Annotated in this window: 18 protein-coding genes; 7 read left to right on the forward strand and 11 right to left on the reverse strand. The window is 61.3% G+C overall.

Annotation, left to right across the window (positions count from 1 at the left end; all coding sequences use genetic code 11):
- The gene (locus tag ACRC0P_RS07170) at positions 1-789 is read right to left on the reverse strand and encodes a GIN domain-containing protein (protein ID WP_438629343.1); all 789 of its coding nucleotides are present in this window, start codon (positions 787-789) and stop codon (positions 1-3) included.
- 90 nt (positions 790-879) lie between these two features.
- Positions 880-1,302, reverse strand: a complete 423-nt coding sequence (locus tag ACRC0P_RS07175) for an HIT family protein (protein WP_438629345.1) — start codon at positions 1,300-1,302, stop codon at positions 880-882.
- A 513-nt stretch (positions 1,303-1,815) separates the two neighbouring features.
- Between ACRC0P_RS07175 and ACRC0P_RS07180 the strand changes: the two genes are divergently transcribed.
- The 4 genes from ACRC0P_RS07180 to tcdA all read left to right on the forward strand — a co-directional run bounded on the left by ACRC0P_RS07180 (position 1,816) and on the right by tcdA (position 4,340).
- Positions 1,816-2,175 carry a hypothetical protein gene (locus ACRC0P_RS07180; RefSeq protein ID WP_438629347.1) on the forward strand — a complete coding sequence of 120 codons (360 nt, stop codon included), beginning with the start codon at positions 1,816-1,818 and terminating at the stop codon, positions 2,173-2,175.
- Positions 2,176-2,525: 350 nt separating this feature from the next.
- Positions 2,526-2,990: an FKBP-type peptidyl-prolyl cis-trans isomerase gene (locus ACRC0P_RS07185; protein ID WP_438629349.1), complete on the forward strand. Its 465-nt coding sequence runs from the start codon at positions 2,526-2,528 to the stop codon at positions 2,988-2,990.
- Between the two features lie 119 nt (positions 2,991-3,109).
- Complete coding sequence (locus ACRC0P_RS07190) at positions 3,110-3,547, forward strand: thiol-disulfide oxidoreductase DCC family protein (protein WP_438629351.1); 438 nt, start codon at positions 3,110-3,112, stop codon at positions 3,545-3,547.
- The gene (gene tcdA, locus ACRC0P_RS07195) at positions 3,534-4,340 is read left to right on the forward strand and encodes a tRNA cyclic N6-threonylcarbamoyladenosine(37) synthase TcdA (protein WP_438629353.1); all 807 of its coding nucleotides are present in this window, start codon (positions 3,534-3,536) and stop codon (positions 4,338-4,340) included. The genes ACRC0P_RS07190 and tcdA overlap by 14 nt, the downstream gene beginning before the upstream one ends.
- A gap of 27 nt (positions 4,341-4,367) precedes the next feature.
- Here tcdA and ACRC0P_RS07200 read toward each other — a convergent pair whose 3' ends face one another.
- A complete protein-coding gene (locus ACRC0P_RS07200) occupies positions 4,368-5,219 on the reverse strand; it encodes a LytR/AlgR family response regulator transcription factor (RefSeq protein ID WP_438629355.1) in 852 nt (283 codons plus the stop codon).
- 166 nt (positions 5,220-5,385) lie between these two features.
- On the opposite strand from ACRC0P_RS07200, the gene ACRC0P_RS07205 reads away from it, so the two are divergent.
- Together ACRC0P_RS07205 and ACRC0P_RS07210 are read left to right on the forward strand one after the other, a co-directional pair.
- The gene (locus tag ACRC0P_RS07205; protein WP_438629357.1) at positions 5,386-6,594 is read left to right on the forward strand and encodes an acyltransferase family protein; all 1,209 of its coding nucleotides are present in this window, start codon (positions 5,386-5,388) and stop codon (positions 6,592-6,594) included.
- 137 nt (positions 6,595-6,731) lie between these two features.
- Positions 6,732-7,715, forward strand: coding sequence for a lipin/Ned1/Smp2 family protein (locus ACRC0P_RS07210; RefSeq protein WP_438629359.1), 984 nt, complete (start codon positions 6,732-6,734; stop codon positions 7,713-7,715).
- Positions 7,716-7,914: 199 nt separating this feature from the next.
- Here the strand turns inward: ACRC0P_RS07210 and ACRC0P_RS07215 are convergent, their stop codons facing one another.
- A complete protein-coding gene (locus tag ACRC0P_RS07215; protein ID WP_438629361.1) occupies positions 7,915-9,564 on the reverse strand; it encodes an aminotransferase class V-fold PLP-dependent enzyme in 1,650 nt (549 codons plus the stop codon).
- Positions 9,561-10,331 (reverse strand): TatD family hydrolase, encoded by a 771-nt coding sequence (locus tag ACRC0P_RS07220; RefSeq protein ID WP_438629363.1) that lies wholly within the window; start codon positions 10,329-10,331, stop codon positions 9,561-9,563. The genes ACRC0P_RS07215 and ACRC0P_RS07220 overlap by 4 nt, the downstream gene beginning before the upstream one ends.
- A gap of 64 nt (positions 10,332-10,395) precedes the next feature.
- On the opposite strand from ACRC0P_RS07220, the gene ACRC0P_RS07225 reads away from it, so the two are divergent.
- Positions 10,396-10,989: a LysE family translocator gene (locus tag ACRC0P_RS07225; RefSeq protein WP_438629365.1), complete on the forward strand. Its 594-nt coding sequence runs from the start codon at positions 10,396-10,398 to the stop codon at positions 10,987-10,989.
- 32 nt (positions 10,990-11,021) lie between these two features.
- Here the strand turns inward: ACRC0P_RS07225 and ACRC0P_RS07230 are convergent, their stop codons facing one another.
- The 6 genes from ACRC0P_RS07230 to ACRC0P_RS07255 all read right to left on the reverse strand — a co-directional run bounded on the left by ACRC0P_RS07230 (position 11,022) and on the right by ACRC0P_RS07255 (position 16,374).
- Positions 11,022-11,528, reverse strand: coding sequence for a hypothetical protein (locus ACRC0P_RS07230; protein ID WP_438629367.1), 507 nt, complete (start codon positions 11,526-11,528; stop codon positions 11,022-11,024).
- Positions 11,521-12,048, reverse strand: a complete 528-nt coding sequence (locus ACRC0P_RS07235) for a hypothetical protein (protein ID WP_438629369.1) — start codon at positions 12,046-12,048, stop codon at positions 11,521-11,523. Before ACRC0P_RS07235 ends, ACRC0P_RS07230 begins: the two co-directional genes overlap by 8 nt.
- A gap of 216 nt (positions 12,049-12,264) precedes the next feature.
- On the reverse strand, positions 12,265-13,080 hold the full coding sequence (locus tag ACRC0P_RS07240) for an SDR family NAD(P)-dependent oxidoreductase (RefSeq protein ID WP_438629371.1): 816 nt from the start codon (positions 13,078-13,080) through the stop codon (positions 12,265-12,267).
- Positions 13,077-14,039 carry an SDR family oxidoreductase gene (locus tag ACRC0P_RS07245; protein ID WP_438629373.1) on the reverse strand — a complete coding sequence of 321 codons (963 nt, stop codon included), beginning with the start codon at positions 14,037-14,039 and terminating at the stop codon, positions 13,077-13,079. The genes ACRC0P_RS07240 and ACRC0P_RS07245 overlap by 4 nt, the downstream gene beginning before the upstream one ends.
- Positions 14,036-15,031: a bile acid:sodium symporter family protein gene (locus ACRC0P_RS07250; RefSeq protein ID WP_438629375.1), complete on the reverse strand. Its 996-nt coding sequence runs from the start codon at positions 15,029-15,031 to the stop codon at positions 14,036-14,038. The genes ACRC0P_RS07245 and ACRC0P_RS07250 overlap by 4 nt, the downstream gene beginning before the upstream one ends.
- A complete protein-coding gene (locus tag ACRC0P_RS07255; RefSeq protein WP_438629377.1) occupies positions 15,031-16,374 on the reverse strand; it encodes a flavin-containing monooxygenase in 1,344 nt (447 codons plus the stop codon). The genes ACRC0P_RS07250 and ACRC0P_RS07255 overlap by 1 nt, the downstream gene beginning before the upstream one ends.
- Positions 16,375-16,429 lie beyond the last annotated feature (55 nt).

Consider the following 16,429-nt stretch of genomic DNA (forward strand, 5'->3'; position numbering starts at 1 on the left):
TCACTCCACCAAGGCTACGTCGCCGGAACCCATCACCGAGAAGGAATCCTTGCCGGGACGGCGCAGCACCACGTCGCCGGAGCCCATGATCGATCCGCCGGCACTCGCCGACTGCAGACCGCGGCCGATAAAATCGCCGGAGCCCATCAGGCTGATGTCCAGCTCTCCCACGCGGCCGCCCACCACCATATCGCCGGAACCCGTAATCTTCGCCACCAGTGTCTCGCCGGCAAAGCTGTCCAGGCGCATGTCACCGGATCCCCTGATGGAGGCTTCACCGCGCACTGCCAGGGCCGTTCCCAGCAGCAGGTCGCCGGAGCCGGTGAGGGACGCAGACAGGGACTCCGCAGCCACCTTGTTCACTTTCAGCGTGCCGGAACCGGTGACCCGCAGCTCCAGGTTTTCACTCTCCAGGGTGTCCGCACGGGCCTCCCCGGAACCGGTGACCACGACCGCATCCACCACCGGAAGGGTGACGCGAAAGCGAACGGACGATTCACCGCTGACGCTGATCACGCCGAAAAAGAACTTTCGCTCCGGCTCCACCGACAGTTCCAGGGACTCGCCGCGCAATTCGGCCTTCACGTGGGGCATGGCCTCCTCAGAGCCGGTGGCTATCACTTCGAAGCCATCTCCCTGCACCAGTTCCAGACTGGAGCTCCCCTCGAGGGCGACACGGGTAAAGCCCGACAGGGGGAACTGCCTGCTGGTGGTCTCGTCCGCGCGGACACCGCCGGCCAGCAGCAACAGCACCGCCAGGGGAGCGGCCAGGTAGGGTTTTGTGATCATGGATTCCTCTCGATCTGAAGTTGCCGACACTGCCTTATAGACGGGTCGCCGGGCTATCCTGGATGCAGGCCGGGAGCAACTTTACCGGATTCAGCCGCAATTCGCTTCGCCGTGACCCATGTTCATCAGGGCCTCGCGTATCTTGCGCGCCTCCGCTGCGAGCGTCTCGGCGTCGGCGGGCTTCTGCTTGGAGAAATCGAAATCCCCCAGCGCCTCCACCGGAATCAGGTGGATATGGGTGTGCGGCACCTCCAGGCCCGCCACCATCACCCCCACCCGCTTGGGCTGGTAGACCGCCTTGAGCCCCTTGGCGACCTTCTGCGACACCCGCATCAGGTGGGCGGCGGTCTCCTCCGGCACATCGTCCCAGTGATTCACCTCCTCCACCGGAATCACCAGGCAGTGACCCGACCTGATGGGCGCGATGGTCATAATCGCCACCGCGTACTCGTCGCGCCAGATAAAGTGCCCGGGCAACTCGCCGTTGATAATCTGAGTAAAGATGCTCGCCATGTCAGCCCCTTGATTCACGAGTTGTGAGGAGGGACATCCCTCCCTTCCAGACAGGCCAGTTCCGCAGGGCGGACCCGCCAGTCTGCGCAAGTCTATCAGCCTGGAGAAAAAGTGCAGCTGCCCGTTTCACTGCCCCGGAGTCGTCCCTTTCCACTCCGGCAGCAGAGGCCGGCGCGCCCGTCGTCTTTCCAAACCTATTGGCGGACACTCGCAAACCACTTGTCCTTTGTCCGCTAACCGATTGATGGCAAAGCCAAAAAGAAGCGGCGTAAAAACAGTGCACACCTATTCCCTAAAACCCTTATTTTACTGCGATAAAACAACCTGACGAACAAGATGACAATTTTCTGGAGTGCCGTTGGCAGTATTGGTGTTATGCCTTAGGCTCCCCCCATAACGTTGTAACGCATGGAGCCCGGCATTCGCCAGCTTGCCCTTACCGCCTTTTCCAGGCTCCGCGGAAAAACCTGTCCCAGTTATTTTCAGTTTTAACTTCTCTCGGGGGGAAGCGATATGCAAAGCCTGTTAGATCAGGTCGGCGGCTCTCGAATTGTCAACCGTACCGTCAGCGAGTTTTACCAGGCTATCGGCCGACACCTCTCCGGATTCGAATCCTGCGACCACAAGAAACAACAAAGCCGACAAGCCCGGTTTCTCAACCACGCGCTGTCCGCCCAGCCGGAACCGATACATTCAGCCCGCGCCAGCTTCCTCGCCCAGGGACTCGACGCCCCCCTGTTTGGGGCATTGCTGGAGTTCATCGAGGCCCGGCTCATCGAACTCGGATTCACCTGCCAGCTGAGCAGACACCTGGTGGAAACCGCCGGCGACCTGTACCTCAGTTGCGAGCAGGATCTCTCCATCGCCTGCTGAGGCCTCCCGACCTCGCCTGCCCCGCCTCTAATGGCGCATTCCGCAAGCCGAGAAGCGGCCATATGCTAGGCACGTGAGCGCAGGACTATCATATGGCCGCTTATCGACTTGCCCGAAGCTAGTCCCGCCCAGGCGCCAATACTACCTTGCAGCCCTTGAGGCACCCATTCCCGGCGGACTGCGCCTTGCCCTGGCAACCTGGGCGGGGCTCTGAATGCGCCATTAGAGGCGGGACAGGACACTAGTTGCGACCGGGCGGGTCGCTCAATACAATGACCACTCACAGCCTATATCCTCCGTGGCGTACGGTAAGCGCTACTCAATCCACCTACCTTTTCTTAGGATTACCCATGAAGATTGCCAACCATTCCGTAGTGGAGATGCACTACACCCTGAAAGATGCCGACGGCACCGTCATCGACTCCTCCGCCGATGGCGAACCGCTGAAATACCTGCAGGGCGTGGGTAACATCATCCCCGGTCTGGAGCAGGAGATGCTGGACAAGAGCATCGGGGACAAGTTCACCGCGGTGGTCCCCCCCGAAGAGGCCTACGGCCCGCAAAACCCCGAGCTGATCCAGACCCTGCCGCGCAGCGCCTTCGGTGGCGTTGACAAGCTGGAAGTGGGCATGGCGTTTCGCGCCCAGAGCACCGAGGGCCAGCCCATCGAAGTGGAGATCATCGATATCGACGGTGACCAGGTGACCATCAACGGCAATCACCCCCTCGCCGGCGTGGAGCTGCATTTCGATATCGAGGTGGTTTCCGTGCGCGAGGCCACCCCGGAAGAGATCGACCACGGCCACGTGCACTGATTTTCTTCCCTCCGGGATCGGGAAAAGCAGGAGCGGCCGCCGGCCGCGATCGTTGACGGCTTGATCCCGATTCGATCGCGGCCGACGGCCGCTCCTGCACCGGACACAACCGACGGAAAATGCCAGAGGCCCTCCCGGACAACATCATCCTCTTCGACAGCCAGTGCAACCTCTGCAACGGCTGGAGCCGTTTCGTTCTTCACCGGGACAAAAACGCCATTTTTACCCTGTGCCGGGTACAATCCCCCGCCGGGCAGCAACTGCTGGCCCGCCTGGGCCTGCCGCTGGACACCTATGAAACCATAATCTACCTGGAGCGCCGCGGGGACACCCTTGTGGACTACCACAAAAGCGAGGCCGCCCAGCGGATACTGGCACAACTGCCCGCTCCCTGGTGCTACCTGGCGTGGCTGCGCTTCGTACCGCGGGCGATCCGGGATCTTGTATACGACGGCATAGCCCGCAACCGCTACCGGCTCTTCGGCAAACGGCAGGAGTGCAAATTGCCGGGCCCGGAAGAGCGGCAGAGGTTTTTGGAAGAGATTGATGTTGACTGATCAGTACCTGCAGCGTTTCGGCGGCATCGCCCGCCTCTACGGCGAGAGCGCCCTGAACAAACTACAGCGGGCCCACTTCGCGGTAATCGGTATCGGCGGAGTGGGCAGCTGGACCGCCGAGGCCCTGGCCCGCTCCGGCGTAGGGCGGATCACCCTGATCGACCTCGACGACGTGTGCATCACCAACAGCAATCGCCAGAGCCACGCGCTGGCCGACACCATCGGCAAAATCAAGATCGACGTAATGGCCGAGCGGTTGCGGCAGATCAACCCGGAGATCGCCGTGCACACGGAGGAAGACTTTATCGCCGCGGACAACCTGGCCCAACTGCTCGACCCCGACCAGCGCCCCATCGATATCGCAATCGACGCTATCGACTCGGCGCGGGTAAAAGCCGCCCTGATCGCCTACTGCAAGGCCCGCAAGCTGCGCCTGGTCACCGTGGGCTCCGCCGGCGGCAAACGGGACCCCGGCCGGGTGACCTGCGCCGACCTGGGCCGCACAGTCAGCGACCCCATGCTGGCCAAGGTGCGCCAGCACCTGTACCGCTTCCACAATTTCCAGAAATCCCGCAAACGCCAGTTCGGCGTGGACGCCATCTACTCCGATGAATCCATGGTGTATCCACAGCCTGGAGGCGAAGTGTGCCGACAGAAGAGCGCCATGCAGGACGGAGTCAAACTGGATTGCAGCGGCGGCTTCGGCGCCGCCACCATGGTCACGGGGACCTTCGGTTTTGTGGCCGCGGCGCGAGGTATCGAACGATTGCTTCAAGCCCAAAACCGGGATTGATTTGAGCGGCGCTCTGCAATATCCGGCTCAGGCCAGGCAATTTCTCAGCGACTCCCGGTAGCGCCGGCTGACCGGCACCTGAATGCGGCTGGTCAAATGGATTCGCGCATCACCGGTCTCCAGCGGTTCGATTTCGGCCACCGAGTCCAGGTTGACCAGGTAGGAACGGTGCACTCGCACAAACTTGTCCGGGTCGAGGCGCCGGTAGAGATTGCTCAGCGTATCCCGCAGCGGGTAGATGCGGTTGCCCACATGCAGGTTGACATAATTGCCCGCCACCTCCGCCCACTCAATGTCCTTCACATTGACCAGAAACTCCTTGCCGAACTTTTTCACCAGCAGCCGCTCTGGCCTCTCCACCGACTCCACCGGTTCGCCCTCGTCCGGCCGGCCCAGCAGGCTGGCCTCGCCCTGCAGGCGCAGCAGGATAAAACGGTACAGGTAAATCAACGATAGATAGCCGGCGTAAGCGCGGAAGTCTTTCAGGTATTCGTAAAACAATTCACTGGGCCAGTGGCCGAAGTCGTAGCTACTGTCCTGCAGGCCGTAGGCCAACTCGCGAATCGCCACCATCCCCAGCACGTGGATCAGCGACCAGGGAACAGTCAGCAGTGCATGGATGGCGAGGCCGCGTTTCAGACCGCCGGTGCGAATCGGAAAGCGGCTGTCCCAGTGCAACACCACGGGGAGTAGCGCCGCCTGCACGGCCAGGCTGCTGCCCTCCCACAGCAACGGCATCCAGGGCGCGAACCCGAGATTCAGGCGGGCGTTCTCCATCAGCACCACGGCGCTCTGCGCCATCCACTGCACCAGGAAAAACAGCCCCCAGAATCCGACCTCGAACACCCTGCGCCGGGAAAGATAGCTCTGCAACGTCATTTCAAACTCCTCTTCCCCGTATTCTACCCAAAACGCGCGGCGAGAATGCCGCCGTCCGCCCCTCTATTCTGCCGTTCGCCCCCAATGCCCCGCAATTCGCCCCCGGGCGCTGGCGAAGGGCCCGCTCCGGCGGCAGCATGACGATAAATCCAACCGGAGCCATCACATGCAACCTACTCTGGAAACCAGTACCCGCCGCTACGACATCGACGCCATCCGGGTGCTGGCCTTCGCCCTGCTGATTCTCTACCACGTCGGAATGTTCTATGTGGCGGACTGGGGCTGGCATATCAAGAGCCGATATCAAAGCGACACGCTGCAACTGCTGATGCTGCTGGTCAACCAGTGGCGCATGCCTCTGCTCTTCCTGATTTCCGGCACAGCCACCTGGTTCATGTTCCGAAAATCGGGAGCCGCGGAGTTTGCCCGCAGCAGACTGGTGCGACTGCTGCTGCCACTGGCCTTCGGCATGCTGGTGGTGGTTCCACCCCAGGCCTACCTGGAGGCCCTGACCAACGGCGCGACTCAGCTGGGCTATCCGGCCTTCCTGAAACAGTATTTCACTTTCCAGCCGTGGCCGGATGGCGCCTTTCCCGGCAGCGACTTCGCCGGCATCACCTGGAACCATTTGTGGTACCTGCCCTACCTCCTGTGCTACACCCTGGCCCTGATCCCGGCCGCAATTTGGCTGCGCCAGCGCGAAGCGACATTGCAGCGGCTGCTGTCCAGCGTCAACGGCTACGGCCTGATCGCCCTGCCTGTACTGCCGATGCTGGTGTACGGCTTCACCCTGTTCCCACGCTTCGGCGGCTCCAACCACGCACTGCTGGACGACTGGTACGGCCACGCGCAATTCTTCACTTTTTTTGTCTACGGCTACCTGCTGGCCGGCAACACCGCGCTCTGGCGGACCCTGGGGAAATTGCGCGGCCCGCTGCTGTGGCTCGCCCCGGCCTGTTTCGCGGTGTTTCTCGCCTTGGAGAGATTGTCGCCGGAGGACCTGTCGCCGGTGCAACAACTGGGGTATGGGACCGCGGTCTACCTGAACCGCTGGTGCTGGATACTGGCGGTACTCGCCTGGGCGCACCACTGCCTGAATCGGCCATTCCGCTGGCTGCCCTACGCCAACGAGGCGGTGTACCCCTGGTACATACTGCACCAGACGATCACCGTAATCGCCGGATACCAGCTGGCGCGATGGTCGCTGGGCCCGGTGCTGGAGCCAATCCTCGTATTAATAGCGACCATAGCTGGGTGCCTGTTGCTGCACGAATTTTTAATTCGCAGGTTCGCGATTCTGCGTCCACTGTTCGGGTTGAAACCCTTACCGGCAGGCGCGGCCGTTTCTGGTCGCAAAAGAATTGTCTTGAACTAGGGAATAGCAAACTGTCAATTAATAAAAATTTAATGTTTTTATGTGAAAAATTGCTCGATATCACGCCATTGGTGTAGCCGGCGTGGTGAAATGCAGTTTCAACAACATTCAAAATGGACACGACAAGGAAAATGACAATGGACAAATGGCTTGTATCCGCCGGCGGTATACTCGCGGCAACTTTCAGTTTTCACACCTCCGCCGACTACTGCCCGGACTATGACCGGGTTCTCAATCCTCCACTGCTGCAGAAACCCGAACAGCAATCTTTTCACAACTGGTCGAACCAGCTGCTCTCCTCCCTGCATCGCCCCTTTCATATGGTGCACGACCAGATTGTCAAAGCCGGCACACCTGCAACATTCACCGGCAAGTTTGACTACTCCAGTATCTTCCATAAAGACCTTGAGTTTGAAGATGTTCACGTCTACCTCTACGGCACCGGTATGGAAGACTGGGAATATCTCGGCGAGTATCGCACCGACAGCGATGGAAAAATTCATCTGGAGATCGCCAAACCGGAAGGCGACTATGAGGTGCGAATGGTTGTGGAAGGGGATCATTCGACAGCTTCTGGCTACCTCACCGTTGTCCAACCCAACCGCAAGGCCGTGCTATTCGACATCGACGGCACCCTCACCCTGAACGACTTCGAAGCCATCGGCGATTACCTGGGCACCGACACCGCAGAGATGCACGGCTACGCCGCCGAGGTGGTGTGGGACTATATCGAAAAGGGTTACCAGATCATCTACCTCACCGGCCGCCAGTACTGGATGGCCAGCACCACCCGCAACTGGTTCAACAGCAAAGGCTTGTTCGACTGGCATCTGCGCACTGACAGCAACGCGGAAAACCCCGCAGCCCCGCAAACCCAGGAATACAAGACGGCCTACATCCGCTATCTGCTGGAGGATGTGGAACTGGATATTGTCCGCGCCTACGGCAATGCGGATACCGATATCGCCGCCTATGCCGACGCCGGCCTGCCCAGAGCCGAGACCTATATTATCGGCCCGGAAGCGGGCCGCGAAGACACCCAGCCGATCGACGGCGACTACGCCTACCACTATGCAACCGTTGTCACCGGGACACCCGACTCCGGATGCAGCTGGCGGTAACTCCGGACTTTCGACACCCGCGCCGCGTCATGCCAAAATCCCCGAAAACAACAATGCGGGGAGAAAAAGGAATGACCGACGACTTCGGCCGCAAGCTCCTCGCCCGCTGGCTTAAGCAGCACCAGTCCCTGGGGCTGTGGTGGGATTGATACAGGAACAGCTGTAGAAGCAGGGCGGGAAGCACCGGCCGATTTCCGGATCAGCCGGCGCCCTCAACCTGCGCCGTCACCTGACGCAACAGTGCGTAGAAACCGTTGCTGCGCGACTGGCTGAGGTGCCTGGCCAGGCCCAGTTCGGCAAACAGCTTTTTCAGGTCCAGTGCGCGGATCTCCTCCGCGGTTGCGCCGTCTACCTGAGACAGCAGCAACGCCCCCAGGCCCTTCACCACACGACTGTCGCTGTCCAGGGCGAAATAGTGTCGTCCCTCCTCCACCCGGTGCACCAGCCAGGCATCGGACTCGCAGCCGCGCACCAGGTTCTGCGACCGACGGATCTCCGGCTTGCTGCCGATGGCCTTTCCCCAGCGCATCAGCTCGCGGTAGCGATCCTGCCAGTTGCGCTGGGACGCCAGCAGTTCGATCTGCAGCGCCGAGAGATCATCCACCTGCCACGCCGGCGCCTCGGGAAATGCGTCGGTCGAATTCTCCAGCGCCAAGTATTCCCGCAGCGCATCCACAAAGGCCACCACATCCGCCTCGGTATTGTATGCGGCCAGGGAGGCCCGCACCGTTGCGGTTTCACCGGCGGCACGCAGCAGCGGCTGGGCACAGTGGTGCCCTACACGCACGGCAATATCCTTTTCGTCCAGCCAGTGCATCAGATCGGCGGCGGTGCCGCTTACCGGCGCGAAGGCGAGTATTCCCAGGTTGTGCTGCGGCTGGCTGTATAGGCGCAGGCCCGGCAGCGAGGCAATTTCCCCGTGCAGTTGGTGTAATAGTTGCTGTTCATGTTTCGCCATGGCAGCCCGATCCCAATCGGCGAGAAAATCCAGCGCGGCACCGAGACCGGCAATCGCCGCCAGCGGCGAGGTGCCCGCTTCGAATTTGTGCGGCAATTCCGCATAGGTACTCGAGTAGAGATCCACCTCCGCGATCATCTCGCCACCGCCCTGCCAGGGCGGCATGGCTTTCAGCAGCGCCTCGCGGCCCCATAGCAGGCCGATGCCCGAGGGACCGTAGAACTTGTGCGCGGAACACACCAGGAAGTCGCAGCCGATCCGCTGTACATCCACCGTTTCGTGCGCCGCCAGTTGCGCGGCATCCACGATCCAGAAGAGATCCCGCCCGCGCAATTGTCGGGCGATATCCGCGAGGTCCGGGCGCAGGCCCAGGGCGTTGGAACCGCCGGTCAGGGAGACGATTTTTGTGCGCCCGCCCAGCACTTCTTCCAGGCGGTCGAACTGGGGAACACCGGCAGTGTGCGGCACGTAGCGCAGAGTCAACCCCCGGTGCTGCGCCGCCATTTGCCAGGGCACGATATTGGCGTGGTGCTCGGCGGTGGACAGGACAATCTCATCTCCCCGCTGCAGTTCACTGCACAGGCTGTACGCCAGCAGGTTCAGCGCCTCGGTGGCACCGCGGGCAAAGATGACTTCCCGCTCGTTGGCGGCATTCAGGAAACGCGCCGCCCTGCGGCGCGTTTCCTCCACCATTTCCGTGGCGCGGCGCGCGAGGCGGTGGCTGGACCTGTGGGTGTTGGCGTTGCTGTGCAGGTAAAAGTCCCGCACCGCGTCGATCACCGCCTGCGGCTTCTGCGTGGTGGCGGCGTTGTCCAGGTAGACAAGCCCTCTGTTTTCCGCCTGGGCAAAAAGCGGAAACTGCTGTTTGAACTCTTCTGCGGAAAAACTCATAGAGAGAACAAATGCTCGGTGTTGCGGCGGGTCTGCGCGGCGATTTCCTCGACGGATATACCGCGCAGCTCCGCCAGTTCCTCGGCAATCAGCGGCAGGTATTCCGGGCTGTTGCGCTGCCCTTGGCGGCCCTGTACAGGCATATCCGGTGCATCACTCTCCAACAGCAGCGATTCGAGTGGCATGGCGGCGAAGGCGCGGCGGGTCTTGGCGGCGCGCCCGTAGGTGATGGTGCCGCCCGCGCCCAGGTAAAACCCCAGCTTCCAGTATTCCCTCGCTATCTCCTCGCTGCCGCTGAAGGCGTGAATCACCCCGCCGCGTCCGGGGCGGTATTCTTTCAGCAGGCGCAGCATCTCGCCGTGACACCGGCAGGCATGCACTATCAGTGGCAATTCCAGCTCTTCGGCCAGTGCCAGCTGGACGCGAAAATGCGATTCCTGTTCTTCCAATGGAATCGCTATGGCCCCGTCCAGGCCGCACTCGCCAATCGCCACGCAGGGGTTGGCCTGTAGCTGCTCGGCGATATCCCGCTGCAATTCCGCCGGCTCGGTTTCCGATTCCGCCACCCACCAGGGGTGCAGCCCCACCGCCGCATACCAGGCGGGCTCTCTATTGACCAGATCAAACAGGCCGGGCCAGCGGGGTTTACTGACACCGGGAATGATCAACCGCTCCACACCGGCCTCGCGGCACTGTTGCCACACCTGGGCGCGGTCCGGGTCAAAGACGTCGAAGTCGAAATGGCAGTGGCTGTCGATCAGTTGCACTTGTGATTCTCCGGATTTGCCCGCATCTTATCACGGCCAGATTGCACCGACTCCCGAGGCTCCAGTGCTAGAAACCCTGCTCCCGATAGTGTTGTTTACCTTTTCCACCAGCATCACCCCGGGCCCCAATAACCTGATGATAATGTCCTCCGGGCTCAATTACGGGGTCAGCCGCTCCCTGCCCCACGTGCTGGGTATCTGCCTGGGCTTTCCGGCGATGATCGTGGCCATCGGCCTCGGGCTCGGCACTCTGTTCAGCCAGTTCCCACTGTTGCACGAGGTGATTCGCTGGGTAGGCATCGCCTACCTGCTGTACCTGGCCTGGGTGATCGCCAACACCCGGGAGGTGGGATCGGCCGACACCCAAAAGCCGTTTACCTTTTTGCAGGCGGCGGCTTTCCAGTGGGTAAACCCCAAGGGGTGGATTATGGCTGTCGGGGCACTGGCGGCCTTTACCAGCCCCAACGGGGAGATGTGGGCCGAGATAGCACGTATCGCGCTGGCGTTTATCGCCATTGGCGGGCCGTGTATCGTGGTGTGGCTGCTGTTCGGTGTGGGACTGAAACGGCTGTTGACAGAGCCAAGGCACCTGCGCCGCTTCAATCTGACCATGGGCCTGTTGCTGGCGGCCAGCGTAGTGCCGATGGTGCTGGATTAGGCAAGCCCCGGATTTAACCGGGGCCCGACTTCCTACCTGCCCGTGCCGTTGGTGGTAACCGCCGCCAGCTTCGCGTCGCTGTCCACTTCCTGCAACCAGGCCTCGATCGAAGTGGTCATGATACTTTGCGGGTACCCTCCCTGGCCGGGGGTCATGGAAGCCTTGACGATATACACCTTGCCCGCCTCCAACGTGACCGGGGGAAGGGGCTTGAGCGGAATCGCAATCTCGCCCGGTGAGACGAAACGCAGACGCAGCACATGCCTGCCTGGCAGCACGGCGATCTCCCGAGGGCCGTCGATCAGGCTGTTGTTGGGGATTTGCTGGCCATCGAGGCCGATAAAGTACAGGTAATCCTTTGCGGATTGCGCAGTGATCACCCGGGCCACCTCCTCCGGCGCGCGCGCTTCGCCTTCATACAATTGCAGGTTTTTGGCTGGGGCCGTGGATTGAAGGGCGGTTTTGCCACTCTCGACCTGCGCGCTGCCACAGGCAGTGAGCAGGACAATCAGTATCGATATCCCGAAAAATTTAATCATTATTCTTCTCCTTGTTGATCGTTGATTTGTTCAGGTAGTAGACGAACAGGCCCCATTGCACGGGAAAAGTCACCACATCGACGGGCACCGTGATCGGCAGCAGGCCGTAATACAGCGGGTTGCCCTCGCGAGTGACGGTCTGAGTACCGGACGAACGCAGGTCAATGCGCGCGGGGCCGGCACCGGAGCGAAATATCGGCTCGGGGCAGGAATAGCCGATTTCAGTTTCAGCGACACGGATCAGGACACAGCCATCGACGCCCGATGCGACAGGCAGGGGCGAGGCGGCTTCCAGCACATCCGGACACTGGAACGAGGGCGAGGTCATATCGACAATGTCCCACGCTCCTCCGGGAGAAAACCTCAGCCTGTCCAGGCAGGATGTAAACTGGAAAGTCCTCTCGGGCATTTCCTCTGCCGTGGCCATCGCCTGAATCAGCAGATAACGCTCTCCCAGCTGGATCTTCTCCAGGCGAATCAATTCCGGACGTACTTCGGTAACTCTGGGTTCCGCCTTCATACCCGCCGCCATCGACAGACACGCGCTGAGATTTATCGAAAAAATCAGTATCAGGAGTATCTTCCCAGTTATCCTCATGCTCCCATTCCCCCCCCGTAAAAAGTAATTCTTTACTGACGGCAACCGGCATCTTCCGGCTGCACAAACGTGGGACCTGCTCAGCTTCCGGGATACCAGTGCCTATTACAAGGCCCGCAAACACTGGAACTTAGTTCCTCAGTGCCAGGCTTTGCCAACTTCCAGTTCGATGCGGAATTTTTTAACCATCTGTCTCATAAACAGCCCCGGCGCCAGCTTATACAGATAGGCGCCGAGCAGTGATTTGTCCCGTGCGAACAACCTCTCCCGGCCTGCTTCCAGCGCGCTTACTATCCTCTCCGCCATCCACCCGGCGGAGCGCACCCGCCCGACGGTACTCCGCTTATGGCGCGCGCGGCCGCCGTCGCCGGACAGGGCATTGCTTTCGATATCGGTGGCTACAAAGCTCGGATAGACCATCAGCACCCGTACGCCTTCGTCACGCACCTCTTCGCGGAAAGTTTCGAAATACTGGTGCAGCGCACTTTTCGCCGCACAGTACCCGGCGCGGCCGAGAACCGGCATCCATCCCGCCATGGAACTGATATTTACCACGCAGCCGCCGGCGGCGCGCAGCTGGGGCAGCAGCCCCTGGGCCAGTTCCACTGGCGCGTGGTAGTCCACCGCCATCACCCGGCGGATCACCGCATTGCTGGTTTGGGTGGACAGGCTGCGATGGGTGATGCCGGCATTGTTGACCAGAAGATCTATACGCTCGTAGCAGGAGAGCAGCTCCGCCACCAGTCCGGCAACCGCCGTCTCGCTGGCGAGATCGGCGGTAAAAGTGTCCACGGCAATTCCGCGCCCGTGCAGCTGCGCTGCGCGCTCTTCCAGCGCCGGGCCGTTTACATCCACCAGAGCAAAGCGCGCACTTTGCCGGGCCGCCAGCGCTTCCACGATGGCCCAGCCCAGACCGCCGGCGGCGCCGGTCACTACAAAGACTTTTTCACTCACACCGCACCTTCTGCTGCTTGTGCCCGCAATTCGAGCTTTAGTGCCTCGCGGGCGAAATATTCGAAGGCCTCCTGGGAAGTTTTGCTCGGAACAAAACCAAACTCCTCTTTCAGGCGGCGATTGCAGAGCACCGGCCGGTACTGCAGGAAAATCACCTGTCCGGGGTGTTTGTCGGTCAGATGCAGCAAATAGCCGATCCCCAGAAGCATTTTCACCAGCCATACCGGCGGTCTGCGCAGCGGCTTGCCCAGCAGTGCGGCGATCTGTTCCGGCGCCAGCGCGCCGTCACCAGCCAGGTTATAAATACCACGGGCGCCCTGCTGCACGCCGTATCGGATTGCGCGCACCACATCCTCGTCCCAGATAAATACGAACGGCGAGTTGTGCCCGCCGGGGTCGAGGATCGCGCGCCCGGAAAACAGCTGACCGATTTTGTTATTGGTACCGGCGCCGACGATGGAACAGGGGCGAAAAACCAGTTGCTTTAAACCGGGGTATTGCTGGCGATATTCCGCCAGTATTTCCTCCACCCGGCGCTTGTGGTCGGAATAGGCAAACTCTGGGTTTCCGCGCAGCGGATGCTCCTCCCGCAGCCACTCGGGGCTGTCGGCGTGATAGCCGTAGGCGGCGCCGCTGCTGGTAACGGTGATGTGTTCCACCCCGGCGCGAACACAGGCCTCGAGCAGGTTGCGCGTACCCTGCACGTCGATGCGGTACTCCAGCTCCCGATTGCGGGCCGATGCCGTGACCGAGGCGAGATGCACTACATGGGTGATCTGCTCCGCGCGCAGCAATTCAACCAGTACGGGATCGCAAATATCCAGGGTGAAAACCGGAAAGGACGAGGGGCGCTGGACGATATCCACCCCCACTACCGGCATTTCCCTTGCCAGCAGCTGCCCCAGCTGATGCCCCACATAACCGCAAGCGCCGGTGATCAATACGCGTTTTTCACTCACTGCGATTTGCCCTCCAGCGCAGGAGCCGCTGCTCTGGATAACGGCCGGCCTGCGGCCGTTTTGCCGAGCTGGAACCCGGTGTTCCCGGGGCCGCCGCTCCTACTGTAAAAGTTCCAGCAACCCGCCAGGCTTAGCCCGGCCACCAGGTGCCACACGCCCCAGAAACCGGCCACCACCAGCATCTCCCCAGCGGAGGGATAAAAGGTGAACAAAATCGCCAACGCCAAACCGGAATTCTGGATACCCACTTCCATGGTCACCGCCCGCCGGTCGGCAACCGGCAGGCGCATCAGGCGGCCACTGAGATGTCCGATGGCAAATGCCAGCGCATTGTGCGCGATCACCAGCGTCAGCACCGCACCGGCCAGCTGTACGGCGGTCTGCCAGTGTTTGGCGACGGAAATCGCCACAAACAGAAAGAATACCAGCAGCGAAGCACCGCGAAACCAGCCCTCGCTGTTACGGGCAAAAGCGGGAAAACGGGCCCCGATCACCATGCCCGAGAACATGGGCAGCGCCAGGACCAGTACCACCAGCAGCACCACGTTCTCCGCCGGTAGTGCAATTGCCTGCAGGGCTTCCCGGGTATAGGGATTGAGACTGGCATAGAGGGCGAAATTGAGCGGAGTCAGGACCACCGCGGCCAGGCTGGAGACCGCCGTCATGCTTACGGAGGTAGCCACATTGGCGCGGCCCAGCCAGGTCATGACATTGGAGAAGGTGCCGCCGGGGCAGCAGGACACCAGAATCATGCCCAGCGCCAGTCGGGAGTCGATATGCAGCAGCCAGGTGGCCAGGCAGGTGAGCGCCGGCAGCAACAGGAACTGGGCCACCAGCCCGGTGACCGGCGCCAGCGGGCGGCGCAGCACCACAGCGAAATCCGCCGGGCGCAGGCCCAGGGAGACGCCGAACATCATAAATGCCAGCACCCCGTTCAACGCCAGCAGCGTGGCGGGCGACATCTGAAAATTAGCGGCCACCAGTTGGTCCACTAGGTTGTCCTCATATTACTCTCGGGCAAACGGGCAGTATCCCGCGGGGCCAGATCCCGCTGCAAGTCCCGGATGTGGCCGCGCAGTGCCTTGAGGTAGGTTTCCTTATGCACGTAGTAGGCCATACGCTCCAGCGGCAGGTAGTTCATGCCACCGTCGGCGCGGTCGCCCGCGCGCGCGCGCTTGACGACCTGCAGCCGCTTCGCCGATTCCGCACCCACCGATAGCTGGTGAATATACAGCGCGACCAGTTCCGCCTGCCGGTTGCGCCCCTCCCAGCCCAGGCCCGCCGCTTCCACCATGCCCATCAGGAACAGGTTGTCGTACTGTGGGTGGAATACGTTGAGATACAGTCGGGGAGCGAAACCCTTTCTGTTCAGGTGCTCGCTGTCAATAAACGGATAATGCAGCTTGTAGCCGGTCGCGAGCAGGATCATGTCGTAGTCGCCGCGGCCGCCGTCCTCGAAGGTCACGGTGTTGCCTGCGATGGCAGTGATATCGGCCCGGGGGCGGATATCGCCGTGGCCGATATGGTGCAGGATCAGGGAGTTGATCACCGGGTGGGACTCGAACATTCTGTAATCCGGCTCCGGTAACCCATACTGATTGGGCCGGCCCAGGACAAAGCGGCTGAGGGCGGCGCTCAAGCGCTGCTGGATAAAACGCGGCAACCTGATGCTGCCACCCAGCGCGTCGATAGGTTTGCCGCCGACAAACTTGGGCAGGAAGTAGTAGCCCCGGCGCAGACTGATATCCACGCTCGCGGCCCGGTGCACCGCATCCACGGCGATATCCGCCCCGCTGTTGCCGCAGCCCACCAGCAGCACCCGTTTGCCGTCGAAAATCTGCGAGTGGCGGTAGTCGCTGGAATGCAGCAGTTCACCGCCGAACTGCCCCGGCAATTCCGGTACATTCGGATGGTGCAGTGTGCCGTTGGCAATTAGCAGCCCACCAAACAGGTGCGTCCGCTCGCCACCGTTGCAGCGAGTGGTCACCCGCCAGTCATTTCCATCCCGTTCGCAGTGCACCACCTCGGTATTGAATTCATAGTGTTCGTAGAGCCCGAATTCCCGGGCATAGGCGCGGAAGTACTCGCGCAGCTCGCGGTGGTGCGGGAACTGGGCCACCGACTCCGCCATGGGGAATTCGGCGAACTCGGTCATCTTCTTGGAGGAAATCAGGTGCGCCGATTCGTATAGGGTGCTGGTGGGGCTGTCGATATCCCACAGGCCACCCACATCCCGGTGGATCTCGAAACCCACACAGGGAATACCGTATTTTTTCAGGTTGCGTACCGCGCAAAGACCCATGGGACCCGCGCCGATTACCGCGTAGGGCTTCATTTTTATTCTTCCTTTGGCGATTGAGGTTAAAGATACCGTGACAAGCCCCGGGCAG

This window comes from Microbulbifer sp. (genome assembly GCF_051659245.1).
GTDB lineage: Bacteria > Pseudomonadota > Gammaproteobacteria > Pseudomonadales > Cellvibrionaceae > Microbulbifer.